Origin of the sequence: Staphylococcus succinus (genome assembly GCF_029024945.1) — a bacterium.
Taxonomy (GTDB): Bacteria; Bacillota; Bacilli; order Staphylococcales; family Staphylococcaceae; genus Staphylococcus; species Staphylococcus succinus.
Genome location: NZ_CP118976.1, coordinates 2472606 through 2491914, shown reverse-complemented (window position 1 = coordinate 2491914; position 19309 = coordinate 2472606). Strand labels below are relative to the sequence as shown.

At 33.9% G+C, this 19309-nt stretch carries 16 protein-coding genes and 1 riboswitch; of the genes, 9 read left to right on the top strand and 7 right to left on the bottom strand.

Translation table 11 applies throughout. The annotated features are described in order from the left end of the window. Nucleotides 1-130 precede the first annotated feature (130 nt). Nucleotides 131-544 carry a general stress protein gene (locus tag PYW31_RS12070; RefSeq protein ID WP_046836893.1) on the bottom strand — a complete coding sequence of 138 codons (414 nt, stop codon included), beginning with the start codon at nt 542-544 and terminating at the stop codon, nt 131-133. A gap of 225 nt (nt 545-769) precedes the next feature. Then, nucleotides 770-872: riboswitch (purine riboswitch) on the top strand. A 252-nt stretch (nt 873-1124) separates the two neighbouring features. Here PYW31_RS12070 and xpt point away from each other — a divergent pair. The 5 genes from xpt to cspD all read left to right on the top strand — a co-directional run bounded on the left by xpt (nt 1125) and on the right by cspD (nt 6676). After that, nucleotides 1125-1706, top strand: a complete 582-nt coding sequence (gene xpt, locus PYW31_RS12065; protein ID WP_046836892.1) for a xanthine phosphoribosyltransferase — start codon at nt 1125-1127, stop codon at nt 1704-1706. Continuing rightward, nucleotides 1703-2971 (top strand): xanthine permease PbuX, encoded by a 1269-nt coding sequence (gene pbuX, locus PYW31_RS12060; RefSeq protein WP_046836891.1) that lies wholly within the window; start codon nt 1703-1705, stop codon nt 2969-2971. Before xpt ends, pbuX begins: the two co-directional genes overlap by 4 nt. Before the next feature lie 37 nt (nt 2972-3008). Then, complete coding sequence (gene guaB / locus PYW31_RS12055; RefSeq protein WP_046836890.1) at nt 3009-4475, top strand: IMP dehydrogenase; 1467 nt, start codon at nt 3009-3011, stop codon at nt 4473-4475. A gap of 20 nt (nt 4476-4495) precedes the next feature. Then, nucleotides 4496-6037 carry a glutamine-hydrolyzing GMP synthase gene (gene guaA / locus PYW31_RS12050; protein WP_046836889.1) on the top strand — a complete coding sequence of 514 codons (1542 nt, stop codon included), beginning with the start codon at nt 4496-4498 and terminating at the stop codon, nt 6035-6037. A gap of 438 nt (nt 6038-6475) precedes the next feature. Beyond that, nucleotides 6476-6676: a cold-shock protein CspD gene (gene cspD / locus PYW31_RS12045; protein WP_046836888.1), complete on the top strand. Its 201-nt coding sequence runs from the start codon at nt 6476-6478 to the stop codon at nt 6674-6676. A 99-nt stretch (nt 6677-6775) separates the two neighbouring features. Here cspD and PYW31_RS12040 read toward each other — a convergent pair whose 3' ends face one another. After that, the gene (locus PYW31_RS12040; RefSeq protein WP_046836887.1) at nt 6776-7933 is read right to left on the bottom strand and encodes an MFS transporter; all 1158 of its coding nucleotides are present in this window, start codon (nt 7931-7933) and stop codon (nt 6776-6778) included. Nucleotides 7934-8062: 129 nt separating this feature from the next. Between PYW31_RS12040 and PYW31_RS12035 the strand changes: the two genes are divergently transcribed. Next, nucleotides 8063-8953, top strand: coding sequence for a LysR family transcriptional regulator (locus PYW31_RS12035; protein WP_046836886.1), 891 nt, complete (start codon nt 8063-8065; stop codon nt 8951-8953). Nucleotides 8954-9048: 95 nt separating this feature from the next. On the opposite strand, the gene PYW31_RS12030 is transcribed toward PYW31_RS12035, so the two are convergent. Next, nucleotides 9049-10473, bottom strand: a complete 1425-nt coding sequence (locus PYW31_RS12030; protein ID WP_046836885.1) for an MDR family MFS transporter — start codon at nt 10471-10473, stop codon at nt 9049-9051. 255 nt (nt 10474-10728) lie between these two features. On the opposite strand from PYW31_RS12030, the gene PYW31_RS12025 reads away from it, so the two are divergent. After that, complete coding sequence (locus PYW31_RS12025; RefSeq protein WP_046837025.1) at nt 10729-11244, top strand: GrpB family protein; 516 nt, start codon at nt 10729-10731, stop codon at nt 11242-11244. Nucleotides 11245-11337: 93 nt separating this feature from the next. Here PYW31_RS12025 and PYW31_RS12020 read toward each other — a convergent pair whose 3' ends face one another. Beyond that, nucleotides 11338-12960 carry a PucR family transcriptional regulator gene (locus tag PYW31_RS12020; RefSeq protein ID WP_046836884.1) on the bottom strand — a complete coding sequence of 541 codons (1623 nt, stop codon included), beginning with the start codon at nt 12958-12960 and terminating at the stop codon, nt 11338-11340. Between the two features lie 305 nt (nt 12961-13265). Here PYW31_RS12020 and allW point away from each other — a divergent pair, with 305 nt between their 5' ends. Both allW and allB read left to right on the top strand, forming a co-directional pair. Continuing rightward, the gene (allW, locus tag PYW31_RS12015) at nt 13266-14756 is read left to right on the top strand and encodes an allantoin permease (RefSeq protein ID WP_046836883.1); all 1491 of its coding nucleotides are present in this window, start codon (nt 13266-13268) and stop codon (nt 14754-14756) included. Continuing rightward, the gene (allB, locus tag PYW31_RS12010) at nt 14746-16107 is read left to right on the top strand and encodes an allantoinase AllB (protein WP_046836882.1); all 1362 of its coding nucleotides are present in this window, start codon (nt 14746-14748) and stop codon (nt 16105-16107) included. Before allW ends, allB begins: the two co-directional genes overlap by 11 nt. Nucleotides 16108-16273: 166 nt before the next feature. On the opposite strand, the gene PYW31_RS12005 is transcribed toward allB, so the two are convergent. The 3 genes from PYW31_RS12005 to PYW31_RS11995 form a co-directional block, all read right to left on the bottom strand. Next, entirely contained in the window at nt 16274-16861 is a 588-nt protein-coding gene (locus PYW31_RS12005) for a histidine phosphatase family protein (RefSeq protein ID WP_046836881.1), read from the bottom strand. Nucleotides 16862-17105: 244 nt separating this feature from the next. After that, nucleotides 17106-18356, bottom strand: a complete 1251-nt coding sequence (locus tag PYW31_RS12000) for a M20 family metallo-hydrolase (RefSeq protein WP_046836880.1) — start codon at nt 18354-18356, stop codon at nt 17106-17108. After that, nucleotides 18356-19198 carry an alpha/beta hydrolase gene (locus PYW31_RS11995; RefSeq protein ID WP_046836879.1) on the bottom strand — a complete coding sequence of 281 codons (843 nt, stop codon included), beginning with the start codon at nt 19196-19198 and terminating at the stop codon, nt 18356-18358. Before PYW31_RS11995 ends, PYW31_RS12000 begins: the two co-directional genes overlap by 1 nt. Nucleotides 19199-19309 lie beyond the last annotated feature (111 nt).

Here is a 19309-nt window from a genome sequence, read left to right as displayed (position 1 = left end):
CCAAAAATTATTGCGTTCATTATAACATAGTCAATTTTATATCATTAATCTAATCTTTGAATAGTTATGTATGTAACTTAAAAGTGGACATTAACTTAGGTCGTTAATGTCCACAAAGTGATTGATCTACTTAAGATTTAGGTCCTCTTGATTCTTCAGCATAGTGATTAAGTTCTTCATTCGGATCATAAGCAGCGTTAGCTTCTTCTACTTCTTCATGAGAAGAAGTATCTTTTGTCGCTATTACAATATATTTATGATCTAAAATCTCTTTTTTATATCTTTCTTTATCACTTTCGGAAAGATTGAAATAAGACAAGACAATATCTTCTCCATCTTCTCCAACTAAAAGTCGTGCCATTTTATCACTAAATGTGCCACTCGTCGAAGTTAAACTCACTTCAGAATCATTTAATTCTTCAATATGAAGTTTAGACTTACTAACTACTGATAGTTCTGATTCTTTATAGCCCTCAGAAAGCTTAGTTCTAATCGTTTTTAATAATGCGTCTTCGTTGTTTTCTACAATAGTGAAATCTGACATTTAAAGCCCCTCCATCCGTTGTTCTGTGAATAATTAATACTTACCCTTATAAATATGATGTAAAACGAATATAACTTTATTATATAACGAAGTTTTGGACAAGACAAATATGAATTTAACAGTATTTAAAGCGATTACATGTTGAGAATGAGGTTAAATAAACATTGGTGTAAAGCGATTACATATAAAGTTCATATTGAAAAGAAGGCCGAAGTTTGCTATCATCAGTTAATAATTTATCTAACTCATATAATCTAAAGGATACGGCTTTAGAAGTTTCTACCATGTCGCCATTAACGATGTGACTATGAGTAACCTATACAATACACAAGTAATTCGTATTCAGCCGTTCTTTAAGGTGTTTGGACTTTAAACCCTTATATAGGACATATATACCAACGTTGATGTTAGTATAACTTTTATACATATAATTGGGAAATGAATGTAGAAGGTTTAATTACAACAGCACAAGTTATAAGTTGGAGAATCACTGATTTTGGTATTGCAAGTTCACTCATAGATCCTGAAACTAAGTTAGTTTAGGGTTTTTTTTGTACACAAAATGAGGAGGTTTTTTCGAGTGGATTTGTTGAAACAGAAAGTCGAAGCAGATGGTGTAGTGATTGATGAAAAGATTTTAAAAGTGGACGGATTTTTAAATCATCAAATTGATGCAAAGTTAATGCATAGCGTGGGACAGACTTTTTATGAACAATTTAAAGAAGCAGGTATTACTAAAATATTAACGATAGAAGCTTCAGGTATTGCGCCGGCAATTATGGCGGCCATGCATTTTGATGTGCCATGTTTATTTGCTAAAAAGGCAAAACCTAGCACTTTAACAAAAGAGGCCTATCAAGCAGATATTCATTCATTCACAAAAAACACAACAAGCACTGTCATCGTCGCTAAGGAGTTTCTTGGAGCGCATGACCGTGTATTAATCATCGATGATTTTTTAGCAAATGGTGATGCTTCACTTGGATTAAATGAGATAGTACAACAAGCGCAGGCAACAACTGTGGGCGTGGGTATAGTAGTAGAGAAGAGTTTCCAACCAGGTAGAGAACGATTAGAGCAAGCAGGTCTTAAGGTTTCATCATTATGTAAAGTGGCTTCTTTAAGTGGTAATAAGGTAACATTTGTAGGAGAAGAAGTATGAAAACCTTCATTTTAAGTTTACAGCATCTGTTAGCAATGTATGCAGGGGCTATACTTGTACCAATAATAGTAGGAACAAGTTTAGATTTTACGCCAGAACAAATTGCTTTCTTAGTTACTGTGGATATATTTATGTGCGGTTTAGCAACATTCTTACAAGTTTGGAAAGGCACGGGTACCGGTCTTCCTATTGTATTAGGGTGTACTTTTACAGCTGTTGCACCGATGATCTTAATTGGACAAACGAAAGGCATTAGTGATTTGTACGGTTCTTTATTCTTATCGGGAATTTTAGTCGTAATCATTGCGCCATTTTTTTCACATCTAGTGAAGTTCTTCCCGCCAGTAGTTACAGGAAGCGTTGTAACAATTATTGGTATTAACTTAATGCCTGTTGCAATGAATTACTTAGCGGGTGGTGAAGGCGCAAAAGATTATGGTGATGCTAAGAATATTATACTTGGAGTAACGACATTAATTGTTATTCTTATAGTACAACGACTAACGACGGGATTTTTAAAATCCATTGCTATCTTAATAGGATTGATTGTTGGCACAGTTCTAGCATCATTCTTAGGTATCGTAGATGTAAATCAAATCGGGTCTGCGCATTGGTTTGCGCTACCGCAACCATTTAGATTTGCTACGTTTAGTTTTGATTTCGGTGCAACACTTGTATTCTTTATTGTTGCATTAGTCAGTTTAATTGAATCCACAGGTGTATATCACGCTTTAAGTGAAATTACTGGGAAAAAGCTTGAACGTAAAGATTTTCGCAAGGGTTATACTGCGGAAGGAATTGCCATCATATTAGGATCAATATTTAATGCGTTTCCTTATACAGCATATTCGCAAAATGTTGGTTTAGTATCATTGTCAGGCGCTAAAAAGAATAATGTTATTTATGGCATGGTTATATTATTGCTTATTTGTGGCTGTATTCCTAAATTAGGCGCCTTAGCAAATATGATCCCACTTCCAGTTTTAGGTGGCGCTATGATAGCAATGTTTGGCATGGTTATGGCATATGGTGTTAGTATATTAGGTAATATTAATTTTAAGAATCAAAATAATTTGTTGATTATTGCTGTATCAGTTGGACTAGGAACGGGTATAAGTGCAGTACCTCAAGCATTTAAAGCCTTAGGTGAGCAGTTTGCATGGTTAACGCAAAATGGTATTGTCCTTGGAGCAATTTCGGCAATTATTTTAAATTTCTTTTTTAATGGAATTAAGTATCAACAAAAAACGGAAGTTATGAAATAATGTAACTATCAAACAAATAATAGGAGGCTGTACGAGTATGTGGGAAAATAAGTTTGAAAAAGAATCTTTAACTTTTGACGATGTGTTATTGTTACCAGCAGAATCAGATGTTTTACCGAAAGAAGTAGATTTAAGTGTTCAATTATCAGAAGGTGTTAAATTGAACATACCAATCCTTTCGGCAGGTATGGACACAGTGACTGAATCAAAAATGGCTATAGCAATGGCGAGACAAGGTGGTCTTGGTGTTATTCACAAAAATATGAACATTGAAGATCAAGCAGATGAAGTTCAAAAAGTAAAACGCTCTGAAAATGGTGTTATTTCGAATCCATTCTACTTAACGCCTGAAGAAAGTGTTTATGAAGCGGAAGCATTAATGGGCAAATATCGTATCTCAGGTGTGCCGATTGTTAATAATACATCAGATAGACAGTTTGTAGGTATTATTACTAACCGTGATTTACGTTTTATTGAAGACTTTTCTATTAAAATTTCTGATGTTATGACAAAAGATAATTTAGTGACTGCTCCAGTTGGTACAACTTTGGATGAAGCTGAACATTTATTACAACAGCATAAAATCGAGAAACTTCCATTAGTAAAAGAAGGTCGTTTAGAAGGTTTAATCACAATTAAAGATATCGAAAAAGTACTTGAATTCCCGAATTCTGCTAAAGATGCTCATGGTAGATTATTAGTTGGAGCAGCAATTGGTATTGCGAAAGATACTGATATCCGTGCTGAAAAATTAGTAGAAGCTGGCGTAGATGCATTAGTTATCGATACAGCGCACGGTCATTCTAAAGGCGTATTACAACAAGTTAAACACATTAAAGAGAAATTCCCACAAGTTACTTTAATTGCTGGTAATGTTGCTACAGCTGAAGGTACAAAAGCATTATACGAAGCAGGCGCTGATGTTGTTAAAGTTGGTATAGGTCCTGGTTCAATTTGTACTACACGTGTAGTAGCAGGTGTTGGTGTTCCACAAATCACAGCTGTTTATGATTGTGCAACTGAAGCACGTAAACATGGTAAAGCGATTATTGCTGATGGCGGTATTAAATTCTCAGGAGACATCATTAAAGCATTAGCTGCTGGTGGACATGCAGTTATGTTAGGTAGCTTACTTGCTGGTACAGAAGAAAGCCCAGGAGAAACTGAAGTATTCCAAGGTAGACAGTATAAAGTTTATCGTGGCATGGGTTCTTTAGGCGCTATGGAAAGTGGTTCTAACGATCGTTATTTCCAAGAAGATAAAACGCCTAAAAAATTCGTTCCAGAAGGTATTGAAGGACGTATTGCTTTTAAAGGACAACTGCAAGATACAGTTTATCAACTTATGGGCGGCGTAAGATCTGGTATGGGTTATACTGGTTCACGTAATTTGGAAGCTTTAAGAGAAGAAGCTCAATTTACACGCATGGGACCTGCTGGTTTAGCAGAAAGTCACCCACATGACATTCAAATCACAAAAGAATCACCAAATTATTCATTCTAAGTTAAAGGAGATTTAAAGTTATGGAAATGGCGAAAGAGCAAGAGCTCATACTTGTTTTAGACTTTGGTAGCCAATACAACCAGCTAATTACACGTCGTATTCGTGAAATGGGTGTATATAGCGAATTACACGACCACGAAATAAGTATTGATGAGATTAAGCAATTAAATCCTAAAGGTATTATTCTTTCTGGTGGACCAAACTCAGTATATGAAGAGGATTCATTTACGATTGATCCAGAAATTTATAATCTAGGCATTCCTATTTTAGGAATTTGTTATGGTATGCAACTAACAACTAAATTACTAGGTGGTAAAGTTGAACGTGCCAACGAACGTGAATACGGTAAAGCAGTTATAAATGCTAAGACAGACGAGTTATTCTTCGGTTTACCTGAAGAACAAAATGTTTGGATGAGCCATTCAGATAAAGTAATCGAAATCCCAGAAGGTTTCGAAGTGATTGCTGATAGTCCAAGTACAAATTATGCAGCAATTGAAGATAAAGCACGTCGCATTTATGGCGTACAATTCCATCCAGAAGTACGTCACACTGAATTCGGCAATGATTTATTACGTAACTTTGTTCGCCGTGTCTGTGATTGTACAGGAGAATGGTCAATGGAAAATTTCATTGAAATTGAAATTGAAAAAATTCGTAACCTGGTTGGAGATCGCAGAGTATTATGTGCCATGAGTGGTGGCGTAGACTCATCTGTTGTAGCAGTATTACTACACAAAGCAATTGGTGATCAATTAACGTGTATCTTCGTAGACCACGGTTTATTACGTAAAGGCGAAGGCGATATGGTTATGGATCAGTTCGGTGAAGGCTTTAACATGAATATTATTCGTGTCAATGCACAAGAACGATTCATGAGTAAATTAAAAGGTATTTCAGATCCTGAACAAAAACGTAAAATTATCGGTAACGAGTTTGTGTATGTATTTGATGATGAAGCATCTAAATTAGAAGGCGTAGATTTCCTAGCACAAGGTACGCTGTATACAGATGTTATTGAATCAGGTACGAAGACTGCTCAAACGATTAAATCACATCACAATGTGGGCGGATTGCCAGAAGATATGGACTTCCAACTTATAGAACCAATTAATACATTGTTTAAAGACGAAGTACGTGAATTAGGTATCGAATTAGGTATTCCAGAACATTTAGTATGGAGACAACCATTCCCAGGACCAGGTCTAGGTATTCGTGTCTTAGGTGAAATTACAGAAGATAAACTAGAGGTCGTACGTGAATCTGACGCAATTTTAAGACAAGTTATCCGTGAGGAAGGGCTTGAACGCGAGATTTGGCAGTATTTCACAGTATTACCAGGCATCCAATCTGTAGGTGTTATGGGAGACTACCGTACGTATGATCATACAGTAGGTATTCGTGCAGTAACTTCTATTGATGGTATGACAAGTGACTTTGCACGTATTGACTGGGAAGTCTTACAAAAGATTTCAAGTCGTATTGTAAATGAAGTGGACCACGTTAACCGCGTTGTCTATGACATTACTTCTAAGCCACCAAGCACAATCGAGTGGGAATAATAGTATAGAATGAATCAACCCCCTTAGGCATAGGCTAAAGGGGGGTTTGTGCTGATACTTTTATTCTAATGGGTGAAAATCATAATTTAAAAGTATTTATTAAAGTTTATATATACATGAAATTGTTGAAACTATTCACCGCATTGAGTCAATGAATATTAAGAGAAGTAATTACTTGTTCATGATGAAATACATACAATCATAAGGATTTATATATAAAATAATATGTAGTTTAATACAATATATTTAAGCTACAGATTAAATATTTAAATTAAATTACAAAAAGGGGTATACAAACACAAGTATTACAGTTATAATAGGTATTAAGTAATTTAGTTCGTGAAATTGATTTGTAGTTTTATTCTTTTGAATTTACTCCTTTTGATTTTTTTAGACAGATTACAAATATTCGTGCAAAAGCACATGGAGGAATTTAATATGAATAACGGTACAGTTAAATGGTTTAACGCAGAAAAAGGTTTTGGTTTCATCGAAGTTGAAGGTGGAAACGACGTATTCGTTCACTTCTCAGCTATCACTCAAGACGGTTACAAATCATTAGAAGAAGGACAAGCTGTTGAATTCGAAATCGTTGACGGCGACCGCGGTCCTCAAGCAGCAAACGTTGTTAAATTATAATAACGGTTAAAAGACGAGTCTAACTCGTCTTTTTTTTATGTCTTTTTTTAATAATATAAACAACCTCTATATAATGAATATAGAGGTTGTTTATATTATTTAGTTAAAAACTGTCGTCAACTTTTTATTTCTAATTACAATTAATAGAACATTGACGATACTAGCTAATATACCAATCATCAAAACATAATTCGAACCTAACGTAGCGATGAATAAACCGCCTATAAACGTACCAATTGTTGTTCCTGTATTAACAGCGGATAAAAAGATTCCATTAGATAAATCAGGTGCATCAGGCGCTGATGAAGTAATCATAAACTGAGTTGTATTTGCGGTAAGGCCTGCTAAAATTCCCCATACCATTGTAATAACCATCATAGGAATAAAAAATGATCCTAAACTAAACATAAATCCATATACTATAATTAAAGCAAAAGGTAATAATAACATTGCTTTTTTAGGAATCATCGTTAATAATTTTCCAGCAATAATATTACCTAATATATTTGAAAAACCATATAAGAAAAGTGTAATTGAAACGAGGTTTCCATGAATTTCTGTAACGATATTTAAGTAATCAGTCAAATAACTATAAACACCAAAAATGGCTGCATTAAAAAATATAGCTGCAATGATTGAAATCCAAGTCAATGGTCGTTTTAATACTTTTAATTGTGAACCATACGAGTGAGATGATTCGCTTGGCATGGTAGGTACAAAGCATAAAGTCAAAATAAGAACAATGAGATTTATTAGTGCAAAGAACAATAAGGCGATTTGTAAGTTAAATTGAGTAGCTAAAAAATTAACGATAGGAACGCCCACAACCATGCCAGCTGATACACCAATAAATACACGTGATACAGCCTTAGGTGCATCTTTTTTATCTACTGAATCAGCTGCAACTGAAAAAGCTAAAGCAGTATATACTGGGTGGAAAATAGCTGGAATAATTCGTGCAAGTAATAAGACAGCAAAACTTGATGTAAATACAGATATCAAATTACTTATTACGAAGATGGTTAAAACGAATAACATTACTTTTTTTCTTTCTATTTTAGACAGTAGTAATGGAGTAATTGGTCCAGATAAAGCAATACCAATTGCGAAAACTGAGACTAACCAGCCAGCAGTAGCAGTAGTCACATTAAATTGTTTGGCAATTTGAGGGATTAACCCTATAAATCCCATCTCAGTATTTAAAATACCAAAAACACCAATAGTTAATATGAGTACGATTAATTTATTGTTGTTCAAAGTCGATACACTCCTCAATAAATGATACAAAGTTTGATACATAAAGTGTAAAGGGTATAATAAGATATAACAAATACCTAATTATTATCTCCAGATATACAAAAAATGAATAACAAAGGTGGGTATTAAATGGAATTGAGAACCTTATATTATTTTGTCACTGTAGCAAAAGAAGAAAGTATCACACGTGCAGCAAACGCCTTACATATTACGCAACCAACATTATCACGCCAAATTAAAGACTTGGAGAGTGAAATGGGCGTTAAATTATTTAAAAGAAGCAATCACAATATTCACATTACGGAAGAAGGCATTTTATTAAAGAAAAGAGCAGAAGAATTGCTTGAAATGTCGCAAAAAATACAAGATGAATTTAAATTTTTAGATAAACAAGTAGAAGGTAATGTCTATATTGGTTGTGGAGAAACAAAAGGTATTAGAATTATTGCGGATATCTTTAGGCGCATTCAAGTACAACACCCTAATATACATTTTCATGTCTATAGTGGTAATGCGGAAGATATTACAAGTAGATTGGATAAAGGGTTATTAGATTTTGGAATCTTAATTCAACCAGCAAATTTAAATAAATATAAAGCTTTAAATTTACCTTCTTATGATGAATGGGGTATAGTCGTAAAGCGGGATCACCCTTTATCCAAAAAATCATTTATTGAAAAAAAAGAGCTTCTCCACATGCCACTGATATGTTCGAGACAAGTACTAGATAGGTCACTTTCAAATAATGAGTTTGCAGGGTGGTTTGGCGATGCTTTTGACCAATTGAATATTGTAGCAACATTTAACCTAGCTTATAATGCCGGATTGATGGTCAAAGAAGATGTGGGTTATGCCATTACTTTAGACAGTATCATTGAAGCATCTGTTGAAAATAACTTATGCTTTATACCATTAAAACCACAATTAATTGCAAAACATAATATTGTTTGGAGAAAAGATCATACTTTTTCAAAAGCAGCACAATTGTTTTTAGACCGAGCAAAAGATGTTTGTGAGTAAAGCGATTCGAACAGGGGATTTTTAAGTACTAAACAAGTGTAGTGCTATAATTCAAATAAAAAGCCCCCCATCACTATGGATGAGGGGGTTTTTTATTATACTTCACGACTGTTTGTGATTTCTTTTTTCGTACGAATCATCAATGTTAGGATAAATCCGATAATCAACAGTACTGTTGTAAATCCAAAGGCAGCATCTACGCCAAGTACAGTAGCGTGTTGTATAGAGTGACTGTTACCAGATTCAACATAATGTGAACGAACTATAGAAAGTATGGTAATCATGATTGCAGTACCAATTGCACCAGCAATAATTCTTAAAGAGTTCATGATTGCAGTACCATGAGAGATATCTTTATTATCTAAAGCATTAATACCAATTGTGTTTAAAGGCATAATGATTAATGCTACGGCAAACATTCTGACAGCGTAAATAATAACAATATACCAATAAGGCGTATCTGTTGTTAAGAAACAATGTAAGATGGTCATAACAATTAATAAGATAAATCCTGGTATCGCTAATACTTTCAACCCATATTTATCGAAAATTTTACCAGTATATACTGACATAAATGCATTGACTACTGCACCTGGTAAAATGACGAATCCTGATAGGATTGCAGATAATCCTAGACCAGATTGAATATACATAGGAATTAATAAAGCAGGACCTACGATTCCAATAAATAACACCATTGATGCAAATGCAGATAGTGAAAATGTTCTATTTGCAAATACACGCATATTTAATAAAGGATTGTCGATTTTAATTTGTCTTGTAACAAAAACAGCGACGATAATTAGTCCGAGAATTAATGAAATGATAACGATTGGTGACGTGAAACCAAGGTTACCCGCACTACTAAAGGCGTAAAGCATAAGTCCAAAACCAAAAGTAGAATAAATTACTGATGATTTATCTAATTTTGTATGTTTTGTTTCATTGTTACTTTCTACAAAAATTGCACCAATAATAAATGCAATAAGTGCTATAGCAGCAACGACTAAAAATGGAGCTCTCCAACTATAGGAATCAATTAAGAAACCAGTTAGTGTAGGGCCAATTGCTGGTGCAGACTGTGCCACAATACCTGTAAGTCCCATTGCAAATCCACGTTTTTCAGTTGGAAATAATGTGAATACAGTGAATTGCATTAACGGTAATAGTATACCTGCACCTATCGCTTGGATGACTCGTGCAAACATCAGTAAACCAAAAGTAGGTGATAATGCTGCGATAATTGAGCCAAGTAAAAATGCACTCATAGAGAAAATATAAAGTGGTTTGGTATGGAATCTATCCATAAGAAATGCAGTTAGTGGAATCATTATTCCATTAACTAACATAAATCCCGTAATAAGCCATTGGGCGGTTGTTTCAGTTATTTGCAACCCTGTGATAATTGCAGGTAGCGCTGTGTTAAGTAGTGTTTGATTCAGCATGGCAACAAATGCACTACTTAACATAACTAAAATAATAGTATTTCTTTTTTTGCTCGATAAAACTTTCTGCGACATTACAATTACATCTCCTTTTACTTCATCCCAACAGTAAATTTTAATAAATTTAAGTTAGCAAAGCAAACCATTAGGTTTAAAAAACTAAATAAATTTGAAACTATTTTTTATTGAAGTTATTATTTTTATAAGGTTGGTCGGAATCTATTTATGTGGTTATTTAAATGAAATAAATTATTAAGTATAAGATATAGGAAAATGTTTTATTTTATTCATTAAGCTACAATATAGGAGTAATAGGAAAGGATGTTTTTAATGGAAATTGAAATTCACAATCCTCATCATGAATGGCAACAAGTGTTTGAAATTGAAAAAATTAAACTTGAAAAGCTCTTTGAAAAAGAAATGTTAAGTATACATCATATAGGGAGTACTGCAGTGCCTGGTTTGAAAGCAAAACCAATAATAGACATATTATTAGTGGTTGAAAATATAGAAAAAGTAAATAAATTTAATAAAAGGATAGAAGGCTTAGGTTATGAAGTCTTAGGGGAAAATGGCATTAAAGGTAGAAGATTTTTTATAAAGGGAGCAAAACCAAGAACACATCACATTCATGTATTTCAAAAAGACAATAGTTTGGATATTAATCGTCATTTAGCAGTGAGAAACTATTTGATTTACCATCATGATGTGGCGAATGAATACGGTGAATTAAAGGTAAAATTAGCGCAGCAATTTCCAAATGATAGAACAGGATATTGCAATGGCAAAGCCCATTTTCTAAAGCAATTAGAGCAAAAAGCGCTAGAGTGGGATCTGAAGCGTTAGAGAAAATGAATAATAGAGTCAATATATGCAATAGAGCTTAATATACGTAAACACACCATACTAAAGAATAAGTCTAGTATGGTGTGTTTAGTTTTATGAATCGAAATCAATGATATCTGAGACATATAAAGCGATCCGGATATTGAGTGAATGTAATGGATCTTCTATATTTGTACCTATCATATTGCTACATTTATTAATTCTATATTTAACTGTATTACGGTGGATGTAAATTTTTTCAGCTGTTTTTGTTATATCACATTGATTATCCATATAAACTTGTAACGTTTGTTTGAGTTCCAAATCTTTTTTGGTTTTAGGATAACTTAGGGGCCCTAATGTATGTTTGATAAAGGGCTGTAGTTTTTCATTTGGAATAAGTTGCAACAGTTCCTTGATATCTTTTGAATGATATTGTGAAATAAATGATTTTTCATTACTGAATAAGGCATTTTCATAAGCCTCATTTGCTTCAAAGAACGATGAAGGTAACTGAGAAAATTCTGTAACTTCATTGCCAATGCCAAAAGAAACACTACCTTCAAAAGTGTTGCCGTAATCGTCTTGAATACGTTTTAAATAATCAAAATAATGCTGATGATGATTTTGTAATAAAATAGCGAATCGATTATTACTTGGTAGTTTATAAATACTTATATAAGGATCAATGTCAGTCAACATATGCTTTAACCAATGGAATGTGAGCTGTTGACGTTCATTAAGATAATAACTATTTTCTAAAGTACTTTGAGTATCGATATTACAAATAATAATTTGATAATAATCTGATTTGAAAATATTGTATTGCTTGAGTAATTCAGTATGCTTATTGATTGATAATGCTTGATCTGTTTGATTATGAACGAGTGATTCAAAAAAACGATTAATGTCATTTTGTTCTGCTTCTTCAATTTTAGTGTTTTTATATAGTGCAAAACTTAGGACACTGACCACTTGTTCGATAGTTAATAAACTAAATGGGTAGGAGAGTTTATTAACTTGGGAGACCATAAGATAGTATGGGAAATAAGTATATCCTAGAACTTTAAAAATTACGTGATCTTTATCTTCGAAAACTTGTTTGTTTTTATCATAAACGAGTGCCTCTTGATAATGATTATGAAAGTATCTTATATGGTCAGTGGCTAATACTTTATTTTGTTTATATTGATGACTCATTGCTTCTGGTGATTTGAATGGATCGAAAAGTATAATAGGCACGCCTAGTAACTTACTCATACGCTCAATCATAGAATTAATACTAAACCCTTTAATCAATAACTGATTTAATTCTTGTTGAATGTGTAAAGCATAATTTAATTTTCCAGTTTCTGAATCTGAAATATAAGAAGATATTTGATGTGTGATTTCTCCTAAATTCCAACTTTCAGGAATCTCAATTAATGGAAATGCTAAAGCATCAGCAAAATCAATAACGTCCTGATCAATTTCATGTAAAAATCTAGACGTTTTGATTCCAAGACCAGCTGTATGAATATCGCTTAAGTCTTTGATTAATTTTTTTAAGTTTTCTTGATTGTCTTGAAAAAGTACGCCAGTTGTTAGAATAAATGAATTTTCAGAAGTAAAATGCTTGATATCATTATTCTCTGTTATATCTAAATTTGTGACCTCCGATGATAAATCTCCGTTCTTGTTAATCAGTTCTAGTCCTTTAAATTGAGGAACGGATAAAATTTCGTTAAGTGTTGTCATAATTCAGTCCTCCGAGTCTATAGCTTTATTATTATCAGAAAAATTAAAATAATCAAATTTTTAGCTGCAAAATTATTAGTTAAATGGTATTTTTATAAACATGGAATGTTTATTTATAATTGTATGAAATGACCTAAGTTATATATTATACATAATAAATTATACACATATTTTGTTCGAAATATATAATTTCAACATATAGATATGTCATTCTAAACAAAGAAAAACGCTTTCATAAGTACTAAACTAATAGTTAAGCATGATACATAAAGTTATAAGCTTATTAAAGCAAAGGAGACATATAGATGGGAAGACAGGGGAACGAAACGGTATATGACCATACCTTTTTTGAAAAGCGTGGTTATAATAAAGATATTATGCCGAAATCACCAATGCAGAGAAATAATTCTGCGTTTAACTTTTTCACATTATGGATGGGTGCTGTACATAATATACCTAACTACACGGCTGTTGGAGGATTCTTATTAATTGGATTATCTCCACTTCAAGTCATTTTTGCATTGATATTAAGTTCATTTGTTATTGCGCTTTTATTAGTCGCTAATGGTTATGCAGGATCCAAATATGGTATACCGTTTGCGATGCAACTCCGTGCAACATATGGAGATGTTGGTGCAAAATTACCAGGCGTATTACGTGGTGTTGTCGCTGGTATCGCATGGTTTGGTTTACAAACATTTGCAGGATCCCAAGCACTACTTATTTTATTAAATAAAATTTTTCCAGGATTCAGCGATGTTGGTCATGGCATAAATATATTAGGTATTTCCATTCCAGGACTTATAGCATTTTTAATTTTTTGGGCTATTAGTTTTGCAATTGGTTTTGGTGGCGGTGAAATACTAAATAAATTTACTGCTATTTTAAATCCATTGATTTATATCGTATTCGGCGGTATGGCTATTTGGGGTGTAACAGTAGCAGGTGGATTAAGCAATATTATGAACTATGAAATTGCAACAAAAACAGACGGCATCATCTACCCAGCCGTGCTATCATTTATCTTAATATTTAATTCATTATTAGGCGTATGGGCTGGTCCGGGGTCTAGTGTTGCTGATTTTACACAAAATGCTAAATCTACGAAATCACAAATTATAGGACAAATTTCAGGAATTGTTGTTGCTCATATTCTCTTCGCTATTGCAAGCGTATTTATTATTATTGGTGGCTCTATCTATTTAGGTCATCAAGAATGGAATATACTAACTATTATTAATGAATGGGGAAATTTCTGGGCTATTTTGATTTCTACGGGCGTACTATTAATGACGACGATTTCTACTAATGCAACGAGTAACATTATCCCGGCTGCATATCAGTTGAGTGCCTTATTACCTAAATGGATAAATTATCGCCGTGGTGTAGTCATTGCATCAGTTTTAAGTGTAGTTATTATGCCTTGGAAAATGATGGAAAATGAAGGCAGTATATTTTTATTCTTAAATGCCATTGGTGCAATTTTAGGGCCAGTAGCAGGTGTAATGATTGTTCATTTCTATTTCGTATCTAGATGTCATATCGATATTGATAAACTATATTTTGATTTGTATGACAAAGACATCAAAATACAACGTATCAATGTCTCAGCTTATATTGCCACAATCATAGGTGTTGTTATTTCTTTACTTGGTTTCTTACCATCGTTTGCTGTAATAGCAGATTTCTCATGGTTTATTGGATTTATGATATCTAGTGCAATTTACATTGTTTTGCACTACACAACGAAAGTATTCTCAAAGGAAAAAGAAGGAGTGAAGTATAATGAAGTATGATTTGATTATTAAAAATGGTTTGGTAATTTTAGAAAATGGTGAACACAATGTAGAAGTGGCTGTAAAAGATGGAAAAATTGCTGCAATCGGTCAAGCGCTTGGCGAAGCAGAACAAATTATTGATGCGCAAAACCAAATTGTTTCACCAGGTATGGTTGATGCACACGTACATATCACTGAACCTGGAGGCGGTTACCGTGATGGTTGGGAAGGGTATGTAACTGGTACAAACGCAGCTGCAAAAGGAGGCGTTACTTCATTTATTGAAATGCCTTTAAATCAAGTGCCCGCAACAACAGATCAAGCATCTATTCAAGCGAAATTTGATGCTGGAGAAGGTGAGTTATCAGTTGATGTAGCGAGCTATGGTGGTCTGGTACCTTATAATTTAAATGGGGGTATTCAAGAACTAGACGAAGCAGGTGTAGTGGCATATAAAGCTTTCTTAGCAACTTGTGGAGATCGTTCAATCGAAGGTGATTTTGAAAATGTAGATGACTATTCATTGTATGAGGGGATGAAACAAATTGCAAAAACTGGCAAAATTTTATCCATCCATTCTGAAAATGCGACAATTACAGACCGTTTAGGTGAAATTGCAAAAGCAAATGGTGAAACAACGATGCGTGCTTACGTAGATAGTCGTCCTGTATTTACTGAAGTAGAACCTATTCGCAAAATTATCTTATTTGCTAAAGAAACTGGATGTCGCGTACATATTGTACACGTTGCTTGTGAAGAAGGCGTCGATGAGGTGGTTAAGGCACAACAAGAAGGTGTTGATATTACTTGTGAAACTTGTACGCATTATTTATATTTCTATAAAGAAGAATTAGATGATATTGGTGCAGTAGTAAAATGTTCTCCTCCAATTCGGGAACAATCACGTTTAGAGGGTATGTGGGAACGTGTGATTGAGGGTGATATTAGCTTTGTCACATCAGACCATTCGCCATGTACGCCTGATTTAAAAGATACAGATAATGCTTTTGAAGCATGGGGTGGTATCGCAGGTTTACAAAATAATGTCGATATTCTATTTGATGAAGGTGTTCAAAAACGTCAAATGTCATTACAAAAGTTTGCCGAAATCATCGCTACAGCTCCAGCACAACGTTTTGGTATGGAATCAAAAGGTAGTATTGCTATTGGGAAAGATGCTGATTTTGTATTTATTAAACCTAATGCCTCTTACACGTTATCTGCTGAAGATTTAGCTTATCGAAATAAAATGAGTCCTTATATCGGCCGTGAAATTGGCGCACAAGTAACACGTACTATTTTAAGAGGTCAAGAAATTTATAATCAACAAACTGGCATTTCAGATGTGAAAATTGGTCGTTTTATTTAGTGGATGATTAACATGAAAGATTCTGGTTTACATGAAGTGAAACCAGCCTATCAATCAATTCATTATAAATTGTATGCTGTTTTAAAGATTTTCTTAATTCTATACAATACCCCCTCAAATTGCTACGCGAATGCGCGGCTCTATTTTGAGGGGGTATTGTTTATAATCAGTGGGTGGAACTTCTCGTAGGTAAATGAGAAGTTTGATTATAACTTACCACATCACTATCTTTTGATGTTAAGCGAATGGTATTTAATCCACCGTTTGCAAGCTTCGTCAGGCCAGTACCTATTGTTCCATTAGAATAATGATAAAGTATAGCGCTTATAAAAGCGCCATGAGAGACAATTAAAATACGTTGATTATGATATTCCTGAGTTACTGTTTGGATTCCTTTAAGAAAACGGTCAGTGACAATATCAGCTGCTTCCTTATTAGGATACTGTCGATCTGGATATAAAATATCTCTTTCATGTTGAGCTAAGCCTTCAGCCTCACCAAAAGCTATTTCAATAAATGCTTCTCGTTCAATGAGTGGAATATCCAATTTTTGTTGAATAATCGTAGCGGTATGTTTAGCACGCTGCAAAGGGCTTGTGATAATTACATCCCATGATGATTGTGAGAGAAACTCTGAACATGCTTCGGCTTGCTTAATGCCAAACTGGTTTAAAGGAACATCCGTGCGACCTTGTAATTTTCCAATTGTATTCCAATCAGTTTCCCCATGTCTTACAAAACAAATTTCAGTCATTATAACCAACCTTCATCTAATTATTATATAGTGATACGTTTATCCGTATTTGAATGTTATCAATCGATGTGTTTGCTAAATCTGCATTCATTTTAAAAGTAAATCATTATATTTTCTAGAGATAAGTTTCTCATGGATAGCAATATTTTTCAAAAGGTGAAGTAAATATGAGTGATGCATTTAACAATAAAAGCAAGTGCACCGCTTGGGAAGCACTTGCTTTAAAAAAGATTTTTATAATATGTTAATCTTCTAATATTATGTCTGATTTTGCCAATTCAATCGTTGTGTGTATCAAGAGATTAACACCTTTTTCAACTTGTTCATAAGTAACGGATTCTTTTGGAGAATGACTGATACCATCTTTGCAAGGGATGAAAATCATACTTGTTGGACAAATTGGTGCAAAATTCATGGCATCATGACCGGCACCACTATACATATAACGGTATTTATAATTTAAATGTTGACATTTTTCTTCAGAAATTTGAGCAATCGTTTTATTGAAACTGCGAGGAGTGTCTTGACCTAAATCCTCTATATGATAATTGCTACGGCGATGTTTAGTAATTGCATCAATAGATTGATGCATTTCTGAAACTACTTGTTCACGAATAGTTTTATCTTTTCCGCGAATATCTATGAGTAACGTCACTTCACCTGGAATGGCATTCATGGTATTGGGATAAACTTGAGCATAGCCAACAGTAGTGACGATGCCTTTATCATGATAAGCTTGTCCCAATGCTTCGATTTTCAAAATAATTTCAGCAGCGGTTGTGAGGGCATCTGCTCTCATAGGCATAGGTGTAGAACCAGAATGACTCGTTACACCCTGCACTTTTAGTTTGAAACGATGTGGCGCAGCAATATCAGTTACAATGCCTATATCTTTATGATTATTTTCAAGTATGGGTCCTTGTTCAATGTGTAATTCTAAAAATGCTTTGATTTTATTGCGTTCAAATAAAGCTGTCTTACCGTGCATATCTTGGGCGAGCGGTGCCACTATATCATAAAGTATATTGCCCTCATTATCTTTAATAAATTTCATATCTTCTTTTGTCATCTTACCAGTAAGATATTTACTACCTAAGGTTGCTTCGTTAAAACGAGTCGATTCTTCACAAGCAAAAGCGATAATAATAATGGGGTGGTCAGTTTCAATGTTATGAGTATTTAAATGTTCGACTACTTCTAGTGCCCCTAATACGCCGAGCAAGCCGTCATATTGGCCTCCATCTTTTACTGTATCAATATGAGAACCTAAAACGATGGGTTTTAAGGATGGATATTTTCCTTCTCGACGTGCAATCACATTTCCAAAGAAATCAAAATATACATCTAAACCTGCTTTTTGGCATAGCATAGAAAATTTCAATGCGGCTAAACGTTCAGGATGTGTAAAGGCAATACGATTAATACCGCCATTGGCTTCATTACGTGCAAAGTTATTAAAGGTCTGAAAATTTTCAATTACATTTTGTAAATGCATTACGCCTCTCCTCCATTACTTTGGACAATTTGATCTAAAAATTGTACTGCTTGTCTGTAAATTGATTGGGCTGTTTCATTTACGTCTCTATCAAAATCATGGCTTTCTAAGGAAAGTGATTTGAAATGACTGTGGTTAATATATCGATGAATATGCTCGCTTTCACTATATGGGACATCAGGATCTCCAGTACAATGAACAATAAATGTTGGTGGAAATGCTTTGAGTTGTTTCGGTGAAATATTGTAATCACTTTGTGTCGAAGATTGAATGCCTAAGTAAGCCATCCATTGAGCTTGTCCTCGGACATATAAATAAATGGGATATCTTGTTTGAATCGGTCCAGATATCAAAGGTTTCGACTGAATGAGTTGATTTAATATAGCTGGTGTAATTTGTGACGATAACGCTTGATATTGTTTGTTTGGACGTAGAAATGCTGGTACGTGTATACGACAATAACCATAGAAATCAATAACACCATCCACGTTACGATGATGTGCTGTTAACATTGCTAAAAAAGCGCCAGCTGAACGGCCAAATGTGAATATGGGAAATGTTGGATATAGTTGTTGTATTGTATCGTATTGGGTCAAGGCATCGTTAATAATCACATCGATATTGCTCTCGGGTGCTAGACGATACGATACAAGTACAAGGTGATAATTTTCTGTGAGTATATCAATATAATCTTGGGGTAGATCATTGGATTGACCAAATATGAGACCACCTCCATGAAAATAAAGAATAACCCCTTTAGCTGAGGGGTTTTTGGCCTCAATAATTGTATATGGTAATGTAAAGCCATCTATGGTTGTGCAATTTGTCGTGGTTTCAATCATTATGACAATCCTCCTATAGATACATTTTGCTAAATATAGTATCTCAAAAAAATGAAAAGAAGTATTTGTATAAATCGAATAAAAGTATTAAGTATTATTGTGAGAAATGTG